The sequence below is a fragment of the Streptomyces sp. DG1A-41 genome (assembly GCF_037055355.1).
Taxonomy (GTDB): domain Bacteria; phylum Actinomycetota; class Actinomycetes; order Streptomycetales; family Streptomycetaceae; genus Streptomyces.
Map to the genome: position 1 here is coordinate 641273 of NZ_CP146350.1, position 15115 is coordinate 656387.

Below are 15115 nucleotides of genomic sequence, written 5' to 3' on the forward strand. Positions count from 1 at the left end.
CGCTTTGCCGTCGAGTCTCCCGGAGATTCCCGACCGGATCCCACCGCGATCCCGGCCGAGTCCCGCCGAGATCTCCGACCGTAGCGCGCCTTCCGGGCCGGCCGACGACACCCTCCGAGCCTTGGAGCGCTGAGCAGCCCATGACCAGCAGCCCGTCCGATTCCCCGCCGACCCCTTCCGCCCCCTCTCTTCCCCGGAACGGCCCCAGCCTCTCGCGGGAGGAGTTCGACACCCTCTTCGACACGCTCCGCACCTGGGGCCGCTGGACCCCCGCCGACCGCGGCGCGTGGAACCGGGTCACCCCGGCCCACGTCCAGCGTGCCACCGCCCTGGTCCGCAGCGGCACCACCGTCCCGATGGCCCTGCCCTGGAACACGGTGCCCGGCCCGGACAACGGCAAGCCCGCCCTGCACTACATGTCCGACCTCGGCGACGTGGAGGCCCCCGAGCCGTCCTGCCACAAGGACTTCATCGCCGTCGACTACCACGGCAAGGGCGTCAGCCACCTCGACGCCCTCTCCCACATCGCATACCGCGGACAGCTCTACGACGGCCGCACCGCCCGCGAGGTCGTCGACGCCGCAGGCGCCCACTTCGGCGCCGTCTCCGCCCTCGGCCCCCTCGTCACCAAGGGCGTCCTGATCGACCTGCCCGCCAGCCTCGGCACCGACTGGCTCGAACCCGGCACCGCCGTACACGCCGACGACGTCCTCGCCGCCGAGAAGGCACTCGGCGTGACCATCGGCGAGGGCGACGCGGTCCTGCTGCGCTCCGGCCACTTCCGGCGCCGCGCCGATCTGGGCGCCTGGAATCCCGACAACGCCAGCGCCGGCTTCCACGTCGACGCCATCCCCCTGCTGGCCGAGCGCGGGATCGCCCTGCTCGGCGGCGACGGCGACAGCGACGTACGGCCCTCCCCCGTCGAGGGACTGCACTCCCCTGTGCACGCCCTCGCCATCACCGCCATGGGCGTACCGCTGCTGGACAACCTCGACCTGGAGGCGCTGTCCGCAGCCTGCGCGGCGGAAGGCCGCTACGAGTTCCTGCTCGTCGTGGCTCCGCTGAACGTCCCCGGCGGCACGGGCTCGCCCGTCAACCCGGTAGCGGTGCTGTGATGGCGGCCTCCCGACCGGCCGCCGGCCGGTTCACCGTGGGTGTCAGCCGTGACTTCCTCGACGCCGACGGGCGCAACGTCTGGGGCGACATCCGGCTCGGCGATCTGGACGCCGCCGGGGTCGACTGGGACTACCTCCCGTGCGACACCGCCGAACTCCTCGCCCCGGACATCGACGGCCTCGACGCCGTCCTGTTCGCCGGCCCCGCCGTCACCCCCCGCACCTTCGCCGGCATCACCAGACCTCCGCTGCTCCTCGCCCGCTTCGGAGTCGGCTACGACGCCGTCGACCTCGACGCCTGCACGCGCAACGGCGTCCTGGTGACCATCACCCCGGACGGCGCCCGGCGCCCGGTGGCCACCGCCGCCCTCGCCCTGCTCCTGTCCGTCCTGCACAACGTCACCGCCAAGGACCGGCTGGTGCGCGAGGGACGCTGGTCGGAGAAGGAACAGTGGATGGGGCGCGGGCTCACCGGCCGCCGGATCGGCCTGCTCGGACTCGGCAACACCGCCCGTGATCTGGTCGGACTGCTCCGGCCGTTCGAGGTCGAGGTCATCGCCTACGACCCGTACTGCCCGCCGGAGACCGCAGCGGAACTCGGCGTCCGTCTCGCCGACGCCGACACGGTGATGGCCGAGGCCGACGCGGTGATCGTGATGTGCGTGCTGACCGAGGAGACCTTCCACCTGGTCGACGCCCGGCGGCTGGCCCTCATGAAGCCCTCGGCCGTACTGCTCAACGTCGCCCGGGGCCCGATCGTCGACGAGCCGGCACTGATCGAGGCGCTGCGCGCCGGCCGTATCCGCGGCGCCGGACTGGACGTGTTCGAGACCGAGCCGCCCGATGCGGGCAACCCGCTGCTGAGTATGGACAACGTGGTGCTCAGCCCGCACAGCCTGGCCTGGACCGACGAGATGTCCACCGGGAACGGCGGCAGCGCGGTGCGGGCGATCCTGGACGTGGCGACCGGCCGGCTGCCCCGGTTCGTCGTCAACCGGGACGTGCTCGGCCACGCGTACCTGTCCGAGCGGCTGGGTGCGCTGGCGGCAGGCCCGGGTGAGCCCGCGCGAGCGGGGGCCCGCCCGTGAGCTCCCCGCCTCCCCCGTCCCGGACGGTCGGCTTCATCGGACTCGGTGCGATGGGCCTGCCCATGGCGGCCAACCTCGCCGAGGCGGGCTTCGACGTCCTGGCCTGGAACCGCAGCCGGCCTCCCCTCGACGCCGCCGTGGCCGCCGGATGCCGTGCCGCCGACCGTCCCGCCCAGGTGGCGGGCGCGGCCCGGGTCGTCCTCACCATGCTCCCCGACCTTCCCCAGGTGCGGGCGCTGCTGGACGAGCTGCTCGCGGGCCCCGGCTCGGGAGGCGCGGACACGCTCGTCGTGATGGGCACCGTCTCGCCGGTGGCGGTCCGTGCCCTGGCCGAGGAGCTGCGCCCGCGCGGCATCGAGGTCGTCGACGCTCCCGTCAGCGGCGGCGTGACCGGCGCCCGCGACGCCTCCCTGTCCATCATGGCGGGCGGCACGGCGGACGCCGTCGAACGGGTCCGCCCCTACCTGGCCGCCATGGGCTCGACCGTGCGCCGTATGGGAGACATTGGAGCCGGTTCGCTCGCCAAGGCCTGCAACCAACTCGTGGTCGCCGGAACCCTGGTGGCCCTCGCCGAAGCCGTCGTGCTGGGTGAGCGCGGCGGACTCGAACCGGCGGCGCTGCTGGACGTATTGGCCGGCGGCCTCGCCGCCTCCGAGGTGCTGACACAGAAACGCCGCCACCTCGCCGACGGCGACTTCACGCCCTCCGGCCCCGCGCGCTACCTCCACAAGGACCTCGGCTTCGTCCTGCACAGCGCCGCCGACGCCGACATCACGCTGCCGCTGTCCGCCACCGTCGCCGCCCTCTACGCGGCGATCGACTCCGGCGGCCTCGGCGACCTGGACAACAGCGTCGTACTCCGGCTGCTGCGCGAGGGCCGTCTCCCCTCCCCCGACTCGCACTCCACCACCACGAAGGACTGAAAACTCATGCAGGTAGGAATCGTCGGTCTCGGACGAATGGGCGGCAACATGGCGGCCCGCTGGCGCGACCGCGGTCACGAGGTGCTCGGCTACAGCCGCACCTCACCGGACCGTGACGCGGACTCCCTGGAGGAACTGGTCGGCAAGCTCGCCGCCCCGCGGGTGGTGTGGCTGATGCTGCCCGCCGGCGACCCCACCCGCCATGCGATCCAGCAGCTGACCGGACTGCTCTCCCCGGGCGATGTGATCGTCGAGGGCGGCAACTCCCGCTTCAGCGACGACACCGAGCACGCCGCACTGCTCGCCGAGCACGGCGTCGGATACGTCGACTGCGGTGTCAGCGGCGGCGTCTGGGGCCGGGAGAACGGCTACGCCGTGATGTGCGGCGGCGCCGACGAGCACGTCCGGCGGGTGTGGCCGCTGCTGGAGTCGCTCGCCCCGGAGCAGGACGGCATCTGTCACGCCGGGCCGGTGGGCGCGGGCCACTACGCCAAGATGGTCCACAACGGCATCGAGTACGGCATGATGCAGGCCCTCGCGGAGGGCTACGAACTGCTCGAGGCCAGCGAGTTCGTGCCCGACGTGCCGAAGGTCCTCGCCTCCTGGCGGCACGGCACGGTCGTCCGCTCCTGGCTGCTCGACCTCCTCGTCCGCGCCCTGGAACAGGACTCCGGGCTGGCCGGCCTGTCCGGCCGGGTCGACGACTCCGGCGAGGGCCGCTGGACCGTCGAGGAGGCGGTACGCCTGGCCGTGTCCGCCCCGGCCATGACCGCCGCCCTCTTCGCCCGCTTCGCCTCCCGCAAGCCGGATGCCGCCCAGCTCAAGGCACTGGCCGCGATGCGACAGCAGTTCGGCGGGCACGCGGTGCACGCGGCAGCGGGCACGCCCGGCGGCAACGGCTGAACACGCTCCGGCCACACGGCCGGAACACAACACCGCGGCCCGTCGGGCGACTCGCCCGACGGGCCGCGGGCCCATACGGGACCTGGGACGGCCGTGGCACGGGCGACGAGCCAACGGCCGGCGCACACATCGTCGACGCGGACCGCCGCGACACAGAGCGAAGGACATGACTGACGAGATGCACGGCAACCAGGCGGACAGCAGACACGGTGCCAGTGAGACACCTGACGGGGGCTCGTCGCTGAGCCGCCGGAAGTTCCTCGCCACCACGACGGTGGTGGTCACGGCGGGCGGCGCCTCGACGGTCGCCGCCACGGATCCGCCGAGCCGGTCCACTCCCGGCCTGCACGGCCCCGCAGTCCCGGCCCACCGCACCCTCAGCCCCTTCCTGGACCCGCTGCCCGTGCCCCCGACCGCCCGGAAGACCCGCGCCGACGGCCTCTCGCACCTCACCGTTCGGATGCGCGCCACGACGACGCGGCTGCACTCCCAGCTGCCGCCCACACCCGTCTGGGCCTACGACGGCCTGGTGCCGGGCCCCACGATCGAGGTGCGCCGGGGCGAGAAACTCCACGTCACCTGGGCCAACGACCTCTCCGGACACCTCCCCGTGACGGTGGTCGAGGTGCCCGCCAGCACGACGCCACCGGCTCTCTGGGACCAGCCGGGCAGGAGCGGGTACCCGGCCCGGGCCGACGTCGCGGAACTCCGGCCCTGGACGGTGGTGCACCTGCACGGGGCGGTCACCGGCAGCGGCAACGACGGCTGGCCCGAAAACGGGGTGGGGCCAGGGCTGTCGCAGCTGTCCGAGTACGTCAACGACCAGCCGGCGACCGCGCTCTTCTACCACGACCACGCCATGAACATCACCCGGTGGAACGTGATGGCCGGTCTGTCCGGCCTGTATCTGATCCGGGACGATCAGGAGGACGCCCTCGGCCTGCCGAGCGGTCCGTACGAGGTGCCGTTGTTCATCGCGGACCGCAACCTGGACACCGCCGCAGAGGGCCTGCTCACCGGTCGCCTGCTGCACAAGACGGCCGTCGTCCATCGTGAACCGATGCTGCAGATGCGGGCCTTCACCGGCCCGTTCACCCAGGTCAACGGTGTCATTTGGCCGTATCTGCGGGTGGCGCCCCGCTGGTACCGGTTCCGCGTCGTCAACAGCGCCAACACCCGCCAGTACCGGCTGACGCTGACCGACGAGGACGGGCGGCCCGTGCCGGCCGGCACCGTCCAGCAGATCGGCACGGACCACGGGCTGCTGGCCGAGCCGGTGCCGCTGGAGAACGACGGCCTGACGCTGGGCTCCGCCGAACGTGCCGACCTGCTGGTCGACTTCTCGGCGTTCCGCGGGAAGCGACTGCGGCTGGTGAACACCAACACCAGCCCCGACCCCGGTCCCTGGCCCCGGGTGATGGAGTTCCGGGTGGACGCCCGCCCCGTGCACGATCCGTTCGTCCTGCCCCGGCGGCTGAGCGCGGGAGCCCCTGCCCCCCAGGATGCCGCGTCGGACCGTCCCGGGCAGGACCGGCTCGTGGTGCTCACCACCATGGGCCCCGGACAGGCCCTGTGCTGGGAGATGGAGCGCATCGACGCGCCCTCCGGCGATCTGCCCTCCGACGGCATCGTGCAGATCCGGGAGGACGACGGCAGCGTGACGACGTACCGCCGCGCGGCCGCGGACTTCTACGACCCGGTGCGCTTCTTCGTCCGGACCCGGAGCTGGGAGCGCTGGCGCTTCCTGCACGCGGCCCCCTCCGGCTGGCCGCACCCCATGCACATCCACGCCACCAGTTTCCGGGTGCGAAGCCGGGAGACCTACGACGTCGGCGGCTTCACCTCGTTCGCCCTGCCCGGCGGCGGCATCGGCTGCGGCACCGCCACCCCGCTGCGCCGGACCGGCACGGCCGAGGTTCCGCCCGGCGAACGCGGGTGGAAGGACACCGTACGGGTCGGTGCCGGCGAACTCGTCACGGTCGACGGGTACTTCGGCGACTCGGCGGGGAAGTTCGTCTACCACTGCCACATGCTCGAACACGAGGACATGGGCATGATGCGGCAGTTCGTGGTCCTCCCCGACCAGGTCACGCGGCTGGGCGCACCGATGGACATGCCGTCCTCCCCGGACGGCGACATGGGGACCCACGGATGACCAGGCGGGGCCGGGGCCGGCGCTGCTGGTGGCCGGGGCATTCTTCATGGAGAACCTCGACGCCATGATCATCTCCACGGCCGCCCCCGACATGGCCGCCTCCTTCGGTACCAAGCCGGAGGCCATCGGCGTCACCATGACCGCGTATGTCGTGGCGCTGGCCGTGTTCATCCCCGTGAGCGGCTGGGCCGCCGACCGCTGGGGTGCCCGTCGGGTCTTCGCCTGGGCGATCGCGGTGTTCACCGTCGCCTCCGCCCTGTGCGCGGCGGCCGGTGGCCTGACCGAGCTGGTCCTGACCCGGGTGCTCCAGGGCATCGGCCGGGCCATGATGGTGCCGGTCGGGCGGCTGGCCGTCCTGCGCACCACCCGCAAGTATGACCTGTTGCGGGCGATCGCCTGGCTGACTGGCCGGGTCTGCTCGCCCCGGTGCTCGCGCCCGCGCTCGGCGGTCTGTTCACCACGTACGCCTCCTGGCGCTGGATCTTCCTGGTGAACGTGCCGCTGGGCGTGGTCGCGCTGCCCGCCGCCCTCTGGCTGATCCCCGATCTGCGGCGAGAGGGTGGTGCCGGGCGGCAGGGGTTCGATTGGGGGGGTGCGTGCTCGCGGGGGCCGGGCTGGCCTCGTTTGTCCTCGGTCTGGAGCTGCTCGAGGGCCGGCGGGTTGGAGCACGGCGGCCTGCTGGCTCGGCGCCGGCCTGGTGACCTGCGCTCTGGCCGTCCGTCACCTGGTGCGGTCGCGCAGTGCGTTGCTCGACCTGGCCACGTTCCGAGTGGCCACGTTCCGGGTGTCGAACGCGGCGGCGCCCTGTTCCGTGCCGCGATCAGCGCCGTGCCGTTCCTGCTGCCGCTGATGTTCCAGCAGGCCCTCGGGTGGAGCGCCGCGCGGGCCGGGCTGGTGCTGGTCGCGGTGTTCGCGGGCAACATCGCCGTCAAACCGTTCACCACCCCGCTGCTGCGCCGCCTCGGTTTCCGCACGGTGCTGGTGGTCAACGGCGTGGCAACGGCCGTGACGTTCCTGCTGTGCGGCCTGCTCGACGCGCGCACGCCCCTGGCTCTGGTGGTCGCCGTGCTGTTCGTCAGCGGGGTGTGCCGGTCCGTCTCGCTCAGCGCGTACGCCACGATCGCCTTCACGGACATCCAGCCGGAGCGGACCGCGGACGCCAACGGTTTGGCGAGCACCGTGCAGCAGCTGGCCACCGGCCTGGGCATCGCCCTGGCCGCGCTGGGCCTGCGCGCGTCCGGTCCCCTCGCCGCGCTGCTCGGCCTGGACGGCCCTACGGCGGCCTACGCGGTGGCCTTCGGGCTCCTCGCCGTGCTGCCGCTCGTCTGCGTCGCCGAGGCGCTGCGGTTGCCGCGGGACGCGGGGGCGGTGGTCACCGGGCCGGTCTCCGAGCGCGTGGGGCGCCCGGCTGCTCGGTCGGCCTGAGGGGCTGGACGGCGCCCAGGACCGCGCCCGCCGAGCCTGCGGTCGGCGCCCTCTCACTTGGCGGCATGCCGGGTTCTGCCCGCGGCGCACGCGCCGGCCCCGCAAGCCGGGGCAAGGCACAGCGCACTTCCCGGGCCTGCCGTCAACCCGCCTTGTCCCCAGGTGCCGGGAATCGCACCTGCGGGACCAGCGGTCGTCGTCCGTTCGGGGCGGCATGCCGCCTCCAGGCCACGGTGACTCCGAGCACGCGGCGGTACGGTGGCGCCGCCCTCCCCGAGACCTGGGCGGCCCCTACGCGGAGAGTTCCCGCAGCACCGAGTACAGCCGCTCGGCCAGGGGCCGGGCGTCCGCCATCCGCCGGGCGGCCACCGGGTCCGGCAGGACGGTTCGATGCGGTCGGGCCCAGACGTCGGCGGGCAGGGCGGAGAGGCCGGGCACGGTGCCGAGCGCACGCCAGCCGAGGAGCGCGGCGCCGAATCCGGAGCCGGCGGTGTCGTCCGTGATGCCCACCGGCATGTCGAGCGCCGCGGCGACGATCTCCGCCCACAGCGACGACCGCAGCGCCCCGCCCGTGGCCCGCACGGAGTCGACCGGCGCCCCGGTGGCGACGACCGAGTCCCGGACCAGGGCCAGTTGCTGACCGACGCCCTCGATCATGGCCCGGGTCATATGGGCTCTGCCGTGTCCGCGCCGCAGCCCGACCAGGGCACCCCGGGCGTCGGGGTCCCACCAGGGGGCGCGTTCGCCGAGGAGATGCGGCAGCGCGGTGAGGCCCTCGGAACCGGGTTCGACCTCCGCCGCCTCCTTCAGGAGGTCGGCCACGTCGACGCCGCCGAAGGACTCGGCGGCCCACTGGGCGACGACGCCGGCGTTGCTGACCGCTCCACCGAGCACCCAGAGTCCGTCGGCGAGGTGGTAGCAGAAGACACGGCACCTGTCGTCCACGTCCGGCCGGTCGCGTACGACGCGGAGCGCGCCGCTGGTGCCCAGCGACAGCGCGGCCGTACCGGGCGTGATGGCACCGACGGCGAGGTTGGCGAGTGGCCCGTCTCCGGCGCCCGCGATCACCGGCAGCCCGGCGGGCAGGCCCAGCGCTGTGGCCGGCCCGGGCAGCAGCGGGAAGGCGGCCGTCGGCGGTACGAGCTCGGGCAGCCGTTCCCGGGACACCCCTGCGGCCTCCAGTGCGGGCCAGTGCCAGTCGGTGGTGCGGAGGTTCATCAGCCCAGTGGCGGACGCACAGGAGTGGTCGGTGACCAGGCGTCCGGTGAACCGGGACAGCACGTAGTCCTTCATCCCGCACCACACGGCCGTACGCCCGCACAGGTCCGGTTCGTGTGCGGCGAACCAGGCGAGCTTGGTCAGCGGCGCCATGGGGTGCACCGGGGTGCCGGTCGCCCGGTGGAGGGTGTCCCCGCCCTCGGCCCGCAATCGGCGGGCGGTGTCGGCCGCACGCGTGTCGGCCCAGCTCAGGGTGGGAGTCAGCGGTTCACCGGAGGAGTCGAGGGCGAGCAGGGTGTGCAGGGCCGCGCTGAAGGACAGACCCCGGACGGTCAGCCTGAGGTGCGCGCAGTGTGCGGCGCTCTCCCGCACGGCGTCGACCACTCCGGCCAGCACGGTGGCGGGGTCGTGGACGGCTTCGCCGTGCCGCCCGGTGCGCAGGGGGGCGGGGCGTTCGACGGTCGACACCGGGCGGTACGCGGCGTCCACCGCGACCACCTTGGTGGCCGTGGTGCCCAGGTCGATGCCGAGCACCGCCTCGCCGGCGTCGTTCATCGCGGTCTCCGTTTCGGCTTGGTTCCGGGCACGCCCGTGAGGGTGGCTCGGCAGGGGGATTCGCTTGGGTGCCCGCCCGGCGCCCCCGGCCGGGGAACACGGGGGCGCCGGGCGGGCGGCTGAAGGGGCGGACGGCCGCGGGACCGGCCTTGGCGTACTGGCCTTGGGTGCCCGTCCCGCGCCTGGCAGCAGGGAGAAAGGGGGCGCGGGACGGGCAGCTCGGGCGCGGAGCGTCAGCGGGCGTCGGAGGGGTCGGTGAGGTCCCGGCCGCGGGTCTCCGGTGTGGCGAAGGTTGTCAGGAAGGTGATGAGGGACAGGACGATCACGTCAGCCGGCGAGGGGCCACCAGGAGTCGTTGAAGGCCAGCAGCAGCGTCGCGCCCAGCAGCGGGGCGACGCCACCGGCGACGATCGCGCTGAACTCCCGGCCGATGGCCACGCCCGTGTAGCGGTGCCGCGCGCCGAACAGCTCGGCAAGCAGGGCGCACTGGGAGCCGAGCATGCCGTTCACGCCGACGCCGATGCCGATGGTGATCACGGCGCAGATCAGCACGGTGTTGCCGGTGCTCATCAGCGCGAAGGCGGGGATGGCGAACAGGGCCTGGAAGAGCGCGGCCCAGCGGTACAGCGGGACGCGGCCGATCCGGTCGGACAGCATGCCGAACAGCGGGATGGTGACGATACCGGCGAGCGAGGCGCAGGCGACCGCGAGCGGACCGACCGAGGAGGAGACGCCGACCACGGCGGTGACGTAGCTGATGCTGAAGGTGGAGTACAGGTAGGAGGTGCCGTTCTCGGCCATCCGCAGGCCGAAGGTGACGAACAGGTTCCGGCGGCTCTTCACCATGAGGTCGCGCAGCGGGCGCTTGCTGACCTCTCCGGTTTCCTCCAGTTGTGCGAAGGCGGGGCTCTCCTCCAGCTTCAGCCGGATGTAGACGGCGACCAGGATCAGCACCGCGCTCAGCAGGAACGGCATCCGCCACGCCCAGCCGAACAGGACGTCGTCGTCGAGCTGCGCCAGGGGGATGAACAGGGCGGTGGCGAGCAGCATGCCGACCTGGATGCCGACGAAGGGGAGAGCGGCGTAGTAGCCGCGTCTGCCCGGTGGGGCGTACTCGGCCATCAGGGTGGAGGCGCCCGCCTGTTCGGCTCCGGCGCCGAAGCCCTGCAACAGCCTGAGCAGCATCAGCAGGATCGGGCTCCAGACACCCGCTGTGTGGTAGGTGGGCAGCAGCCCGATGGCGAAGGAGGACCCGCCCATCAGGGCGACGGTGACGACCAGCACCGTCTTGCGGCCGTGCCGGTCGCCGAGCGAACCGAAGAAGAGGCCGCCGAGAGGGCGGGCGAAGAAGCCGACCGCATAGGTGGCGAAGATGGCGACGAGCCCGACCGCGTCGCCGAGTCCCGGGAAGAAGAGGTGCTTGAACACCAGCGCCGAGGCGGTGCCGTAGATGGCGAAGTCGTAGTACTCGAGGGCGCTGCCCACCGAGCTCGTGAAGAGTGCGCGGCGCAACCCCGGGTTCTTGTGGGTGCTGTCGCCTTCGGCGGGCCGGGAGGATCTCGTCGTGGGCACCGTCATGGATGCCGCCCTTCCGTCTTACGGACGTGTCACACGCCGTTCATCTGGGGACGACGGGGACCGTAACAGCATGCGGCACCCAAACCAATATGCTGTCCGGAAGTCAAGCTCTCTTCTTCCATCACGCCGCTTATCTTGCCCATCGCTAACCCTTCAGTCCAGTATGTTGTCCTCAGTACAGCATTTGGTTCAGGAGGTCAGGTGTCAGGACAGATGGAGGTAGGCGTCGCAGGGCTCGGAGTCATGGGCTCCGCGATCGCCCGCCGGTTCCTCAGGCGCGAGCGCGCGGTGTGCGTCTACGACATCCGGCCGGAGGCCGCGGCCGGACTCGCGCGGGACGGGGCCGCCACGGCCGAGTCGCCCGCTCTGCTCGCCGCGTCGGGAGTGGTGGTCCTCTCCCTCAATACCGCCGACATCGTGGAGCAGGTGGTCTTCGGACCGGACGGAGTGCTGAGCACGGCCCCGGACGGCGTGCTCGTCATCGACATGTCGAGCATCGACCCAGGACGCACCCACGAGCTCGCCGAACGCGCCGCCAAACTGGGCGCCGGCTGGGTCGACGCCCCGCTGTCGGGCGGCGCACCGGGCGCCGAACGCGGTGAGCTGACGCTCATGCTCGGCGGCGAGGAGGAGCACGTCGAACGCGCCCTGCCCGTTCTCGGCGCCCTGGCCTCCCGGCTGACGCACCTCGGCCCCGTCGGCTCCGGTCAGTTGGTGAAGTCCGTGAACCAGGTGCTGGTCGGCGTCGGATTCGCTGCGCTCGCCGAAGCGGCCGCCCTGGTACGGGCAGCCGGCCTGCCGCCCCGGCAGGTGCTCACCGCGCTCAGCGGAGGCAGGGCCGACTCGGCGCTGCTCCAGGAGTTCTTCGTCAAGTTCGCCGACGCCGACCTCTCCCCCACCGGACGCGTCAGCAACATGGTCAAAGACCTGGAGGCCGCCCGCGACTACGCGCGCTCGGCCGGTGTGCCACTGCCCGTCACCACTGCCGTCGCCGAACTGCACCGCTGGCTCGCCGCGGCCGGACACGGCGACGCCGACAACGCCGCGCTGATGCACTACTACGCTCCCCTGGAGGTACGGCCGTGAAAGCTCCCGCCCTGTTCGATCTCGCCGGCCGCCGCGCCCTGGTGACCGGCTCCAGCAAGGGCATCGGTGCGGCCCTCGCCGCCGGCCTCGCCGAGGCCGGGGCCGAACTCGTCCTCAACGGCCGCGACACCGGCGCGCTGCAGCGCGCCCGGAAGGAGCTGGCCGAACGCACCGGCGCCAAGGTGCACACAGCGGCCTTCGACGTCACCGACGAAAGCGCCGTAACACGCGCGGTCCAGGAGATCGAGGACGGCATCGGCCCCTTGGACATCCTCGTCAACAACACCGGAGTGCAGCACCGCGAACCCATGCTGGAGGTCTCGGCCCGGACCTTCGAACGTGTCCTGCACACCAACCTCACCAGCGCCTTCCTGGTGGGCAGGACGGTCGCCGCCGGAATGGTCGAGCGCGGCCACGGAAAGATCGTCAACATCTGCTCCGTGCAGACCTGGCTGGCCCGGCCCGGCATCGCGGCCTACGCCGCCTCCAAGGGCGGCCTGGCCATGCTGACGCGCAGCATGTGCGCGGAGTGGGCCGGCTCGGGCCTCACCGTCAACGCCCTCGCCCCCGGCTATGTGGTCACGGAGCTGACCCGCCCGCTGGTGGGCGACCCCGCCTTCGACTCGTGGATCAGGGGCCGCACCCCCGCGGGCCGCTGGGCATCGGTCGAGGACCTGGTCGGCACGCTGGTGTGGCTCGCGGCACCGGCGTCGGACTTCGTCAACGGCCAGGTGATCGCCGTCGACGGCGGTCTGACCGCAGTGGTCTGACACACCGCCCCCCCACCTGCACAACCAACTTGAGCCAGCCGAGCCGTTCGGCAGAGAGCGGGACGAGGACATGAACGACAGGGACTCAGCGACGATGCGAGCCGTGGTCGCGCACGGTGCGGGCGACCTGCGCCTGGAGGAACGACCGGTACCGGCGCCGGGCCCCGGCGAGGTCGCCGTCGAGATCCGGTATGGCGGGATCTGCGGCTCCGATCTGCACTACTGGCGCCACGGCGCGGTCGGCGAGTTCCGGCTGCGCGAACCCCTGGTCCTGGGCCACGAGGTCGTGGGCCGGGTACGCGAGGCGGGCCCCGGCACGCAGGCGCCGCCGCCGGGCACACCGGTGGCCGTGCACCCGCTGGCGTCCTGCGGCAGGTGCCGGCAGTGCCTCGCCCGGCGGCGCAACACCTGCCTCGACACCGGCTATCTCGGCAGCGCGGCCCGGAACCCCCATGTGCAGGGCGGCTTCGCCGACATCCTCGTCGTACCCGCCGAGCGTGTGCTTCCCCTGCCCGAGGGTCTGGACCCGCGGCTGGCCGCGGTGGCCGAGCCGGCCGCGGTCGCCTGGCACGCCGTACGGCAGGCGGGCGACGTACGCGGCAAGCGTGTCCTGGTCACCGGTGCGGGTCCCATCGGCTGCCTGGTGGTCGCCGCGCTGCGGGCGGCGGGCGCGGCCGAGATCACGGTGACCGACGTGCACGAGGCTCCGCTGGCCGTCGCCGAGCAGGTGGGAGCCACGTCGACCGTGCGGGTCGGCTCCGGCGCCGAAGGCGGGCTGCAGGAACTCGCCGCGGACATCGCCATCGAGTCCTCGGGCAACCCGGCCGGACTGCGCACGTGCGTGTACGGAGTCGACCGCGGCGGGCTCGTGGTCGGCCTCGGCCTGCTGCCTCCCGGCGACACGCCGGTGGCCGCGAACGCCCTGATCACGCGGGAGCTGCGACTCGTCGGTTCCTTCCGCTTCGACGACGAACTCGACGAGGTCCTGCGGGCGTTGGCCGACGGCCGCCTCCCCGTCGAGCCGGTGGTCACGTCCGTACTCCCGGTGGCGGATGCCCTGGAGGGGTTCGGACTCGCGGCCGACCCCGCCCGCTCCTGCAAGGTCCTGCTCGACTTCGGCGGGGCCTGACGCGACGCCGGGGCTGTTCCCCGCTGCCTGCCCCACCCCCACTACCGAACGGAGTCGATCATGTCCGTCGCCCCCGCCCACCGTCCCCGCGTGGCCGTCAGCCGCACCGGCCTGCCGGGCGCCGGCGTCGAGCGCCTCGCCGCCCGCTTCGACGTCGTCGACTGGACGGGAACGCACCCGCCGTCTGCCGACGAACTGGCCCGAGTGGCCAAGGGCTGCGACGGTCTGCTGGTGCTCGGCAGCGACCGGGTCGACGCCGCGTTGCTCGACGCGGCAGGACCGGACCTGCGGGTCGTCGCCCTCGCATCGATGGGCTACGACGGCGTCGACGTGGCGGCCGCCGCCCAGCGCGGCATCGTCGTCACGCACACGCCCAACGTGCTGGCGGACACCACCGCCGACGTGGCGATGACGCTGATCCTGATGGCCAGGCGCCGCATTCCCTCCGCCGTGGACGCGCTGCGTCGCGGCGCATGGGGCGCCTTCCGCATGGACGCCTTCCTCGGCCTCGACGTGCACAACGCCACCCTCGGGCTGATCGGCTACGGCCAGATCGCCCGCGCCCTCGCCCGCAGAGCCGTCGGATTCGGAATGCGCGTACAGCACCACCACCCGCGGCGCAAGGAGGACGACGAGCTGTCCCGCTGGGTGCCGTTCGACGAACTGCTGCGCACCAGCGACGTGGTGTCCGTCCACACGCCGCTGACCAAGGAGACCGAGGGCATGATCGGCGCGGCCGAACTCGCCTTGATGAAACCGACCGCGACCCTGGTCAACACCGGCCGCGGAGGGGTCGTCGACGAGCAAGCCCTCCTCACAGCGCTGCGCGGCGGGGATCTCCACTCGGCGGGACTGGACGTCATGACCGACGAGCCGCGTACGGACCCCTCCGACCCCCTGCTCGGCGAACCGCACCTGGTGGTGCTGCCGCATGTGGGCTCGGCAACCGAGGCGACCCGCGCGGCGATGGTGGAACTCGCCGCCCGCAACGTCGAAGCAGTCCTGGACGGCCGCCCCGCGCTCACCCCGCTCCCCGGCACCCCGGGCCTGGCCGGCCGGGTGATCTCTGTGTGATCGGGAACGTCCTGATCGGGGATTCACATCCTGATCCGGGATCCACGTCGAAGCTGCCCGTCCAGGCCGGTGAGGCCCGGACGGGCAGCTCCGTGT

General features: G+C 72.8%; 13 protein-coding genes. 11 read left to right on the forward strand and 2 right to left on the reverse strand.

Annotated elements, in window-relative coordinates; genetic code table 11:
• Positions 1–140 precede the first annotated feature (140 nt).
• The 7 genes from V8690_RS03085 to V8690_RS03115 all read left to right on the forward strand — a co-directional run bounded on the left by V8690_RS03085 (position 141) and on the right by V8690_RS03115 (position 7609).
• Positions 141–1115 carry a cyclase family protein gene (locus tag V8690_RS03085; protein WP_338775743.1) on the forward strand — a complete coding sequence of 325 codons (975 nt, stop codon included), beginning with the start codon at positions 141–143 and terminating at the stop codon, positions 1113–1115.
• Positions 1115–2203 (forward strand): NAD(P)-dependent oxidoreductase, encoded by a 1089-nt coding sequence (locus V8690_RS03090; RefSeq protein WP_338775744.1) that lies wholly within the window; start codon positions 1115–1117, stop codon positions 2201–2203. The genes V8690_RS03085 and V8690_RS03090 overlap by 1 nt, the downstream gene beginning before the upstream one ends.
• A complete protein-coding gene (locus V8690_RS03095; protein ID WP_338775745.1) occupies positions 2200–3126 on the forward strand; it encodes an NAD(P)-dependent oxidoreductase in 927 nt (308 codons plus the stop codon). Before V8690_RS03090 ends, V8690_RS03095 begins: the two co-directional genes overlap by 4 nt.
• A 6-nt stretch (positions 3127–3132) precedes the next feature.
• Positions 3133–4029, forward strand: coding sequence for a phosphogluconate dehydrogenase (NAD(+)-dependent, decarboxylating) (gnd, locus tag V8690_RS03100; protein WP_338775746.1), 897 nt, complete (start codon positions 3133–3135; stop codon positions 4027–4029).
• Positions 4030–4195: 166 nt separating this feature from the next.
• On the forward strand, positions 4196–6184 hold the full coding sequence (locus V8690_RS03105; RefSeq protein WP_338775747.1) for a multicopper oxidase domain-containing protein: 1989 nt from the start codon (positions 4196–4198) through the stop codon (positions 6182–6184).
• Between the two features lie 28 nt (positions 6185–6212).
• Positions 6213–6677 carry an MFS transporter gene (locus V8690_RS03110; protein WP_338775748.1) on the forward strand — a complete coding sequence of 155 codons (465 nt, stop codon included), beginning with the start codon at positions 6213–6215 and terminating at the stop codon, positions 6675–6677.
• Between the two features lie 14 nt (positions 6678–6691).
• Positions 6692–7609, forward strand: a complete 918-nt coding sequence (locus V8690_RS03115) for an MFS transporter (protein ID WP_338785231.1) — start codon at positions 6692–6694, stop codon at positions 7607–7609.
• 291 nt (positions 7610–7900) lie between these two features.
• Here the strand turns inward: V8690_RS03115 and V8690_RS03120 are convergent, their stop codons facing one another.
• Complete coding sequence (locus tag V8690_RS03120; protein WP_338775749.1) at positions 7901–9382, reverse strand: gluconokinase; 1482 nt, start codon at positions 9380–9382, stop codon at positions 7901–7903.
• A 327-nt stretch (positions 9383–9709) separates the two neighbouring features.
• On the reverse strand, positions 9710–10960 hold the full coding sequence (locus tag V8690_RS03125; RefSeq protein WP_338775750.1) for an MFS transporter: 1251 nt from the start codon (positions 10958–10960) through the stop codon (positions 9710–9712).
• Between the two features lie 201 nt (positions 10961–11161).
• Between V8690_RS03125 and V8690_RS03130 the strand changes: the two genes are divergently transcribed.
• The 4 genes from V8690_RS03130 to V8690_RS03145 all read left to right on the forward strand — a co-directional run bounded on the left by V8690_RS03130 (position 11162) and on the right by V8690_RS03145 (position 15019).
• Positions 11162–12046 (forward strand): NAD(P)-dependent oxidoreductase, encoded by an 885-nt coding sequence (locus tag V8690_RS03130; protein WP_338775751.1) that lies wholly within the window; start codon positions 11162–11164, stop codon positions 12044–12046.
• Positions 12043–12816, forward strand: a complete 774-nt coding sequence (locus tag V8690_RS03135; RefSeq protein WP_338775752.1) for an SDR family oxidoreductase — start codon at positions 12043–12045, stop codon at positions 12814–12816. Before V8690_RS03130 ends, V8690_RS03135 begins: the two co-directional genes overlap by 4 nt.
• Positions 12817–12886: 70 nt before the next feature.
• The gene (locus tag V8690_RS03140) at positions 12887–13945 is read left to right on the forward strand and encodes an L-idonate 5-dehydrogenase (protein ID WP_338775753.1); all 1059 of its coding nucleotides are present in this window, start codon (positions 12887–12889) and stop codon (positions 13943–13945) included.
• Between the two features lie 60 nt (positions 13946–14005).
• Positions 14006–15019, forward strand: a complete 1014-nt coding sequence (locus V8690_RS03145) for a D-glycerate dehydrogenase (RefSeq protein WP_338775754.1) — start codon at positions 14006–14008, stop codon at positions 15017–15019.
• Positions 15020–15115: the final 96 nt, after the last annotated feature.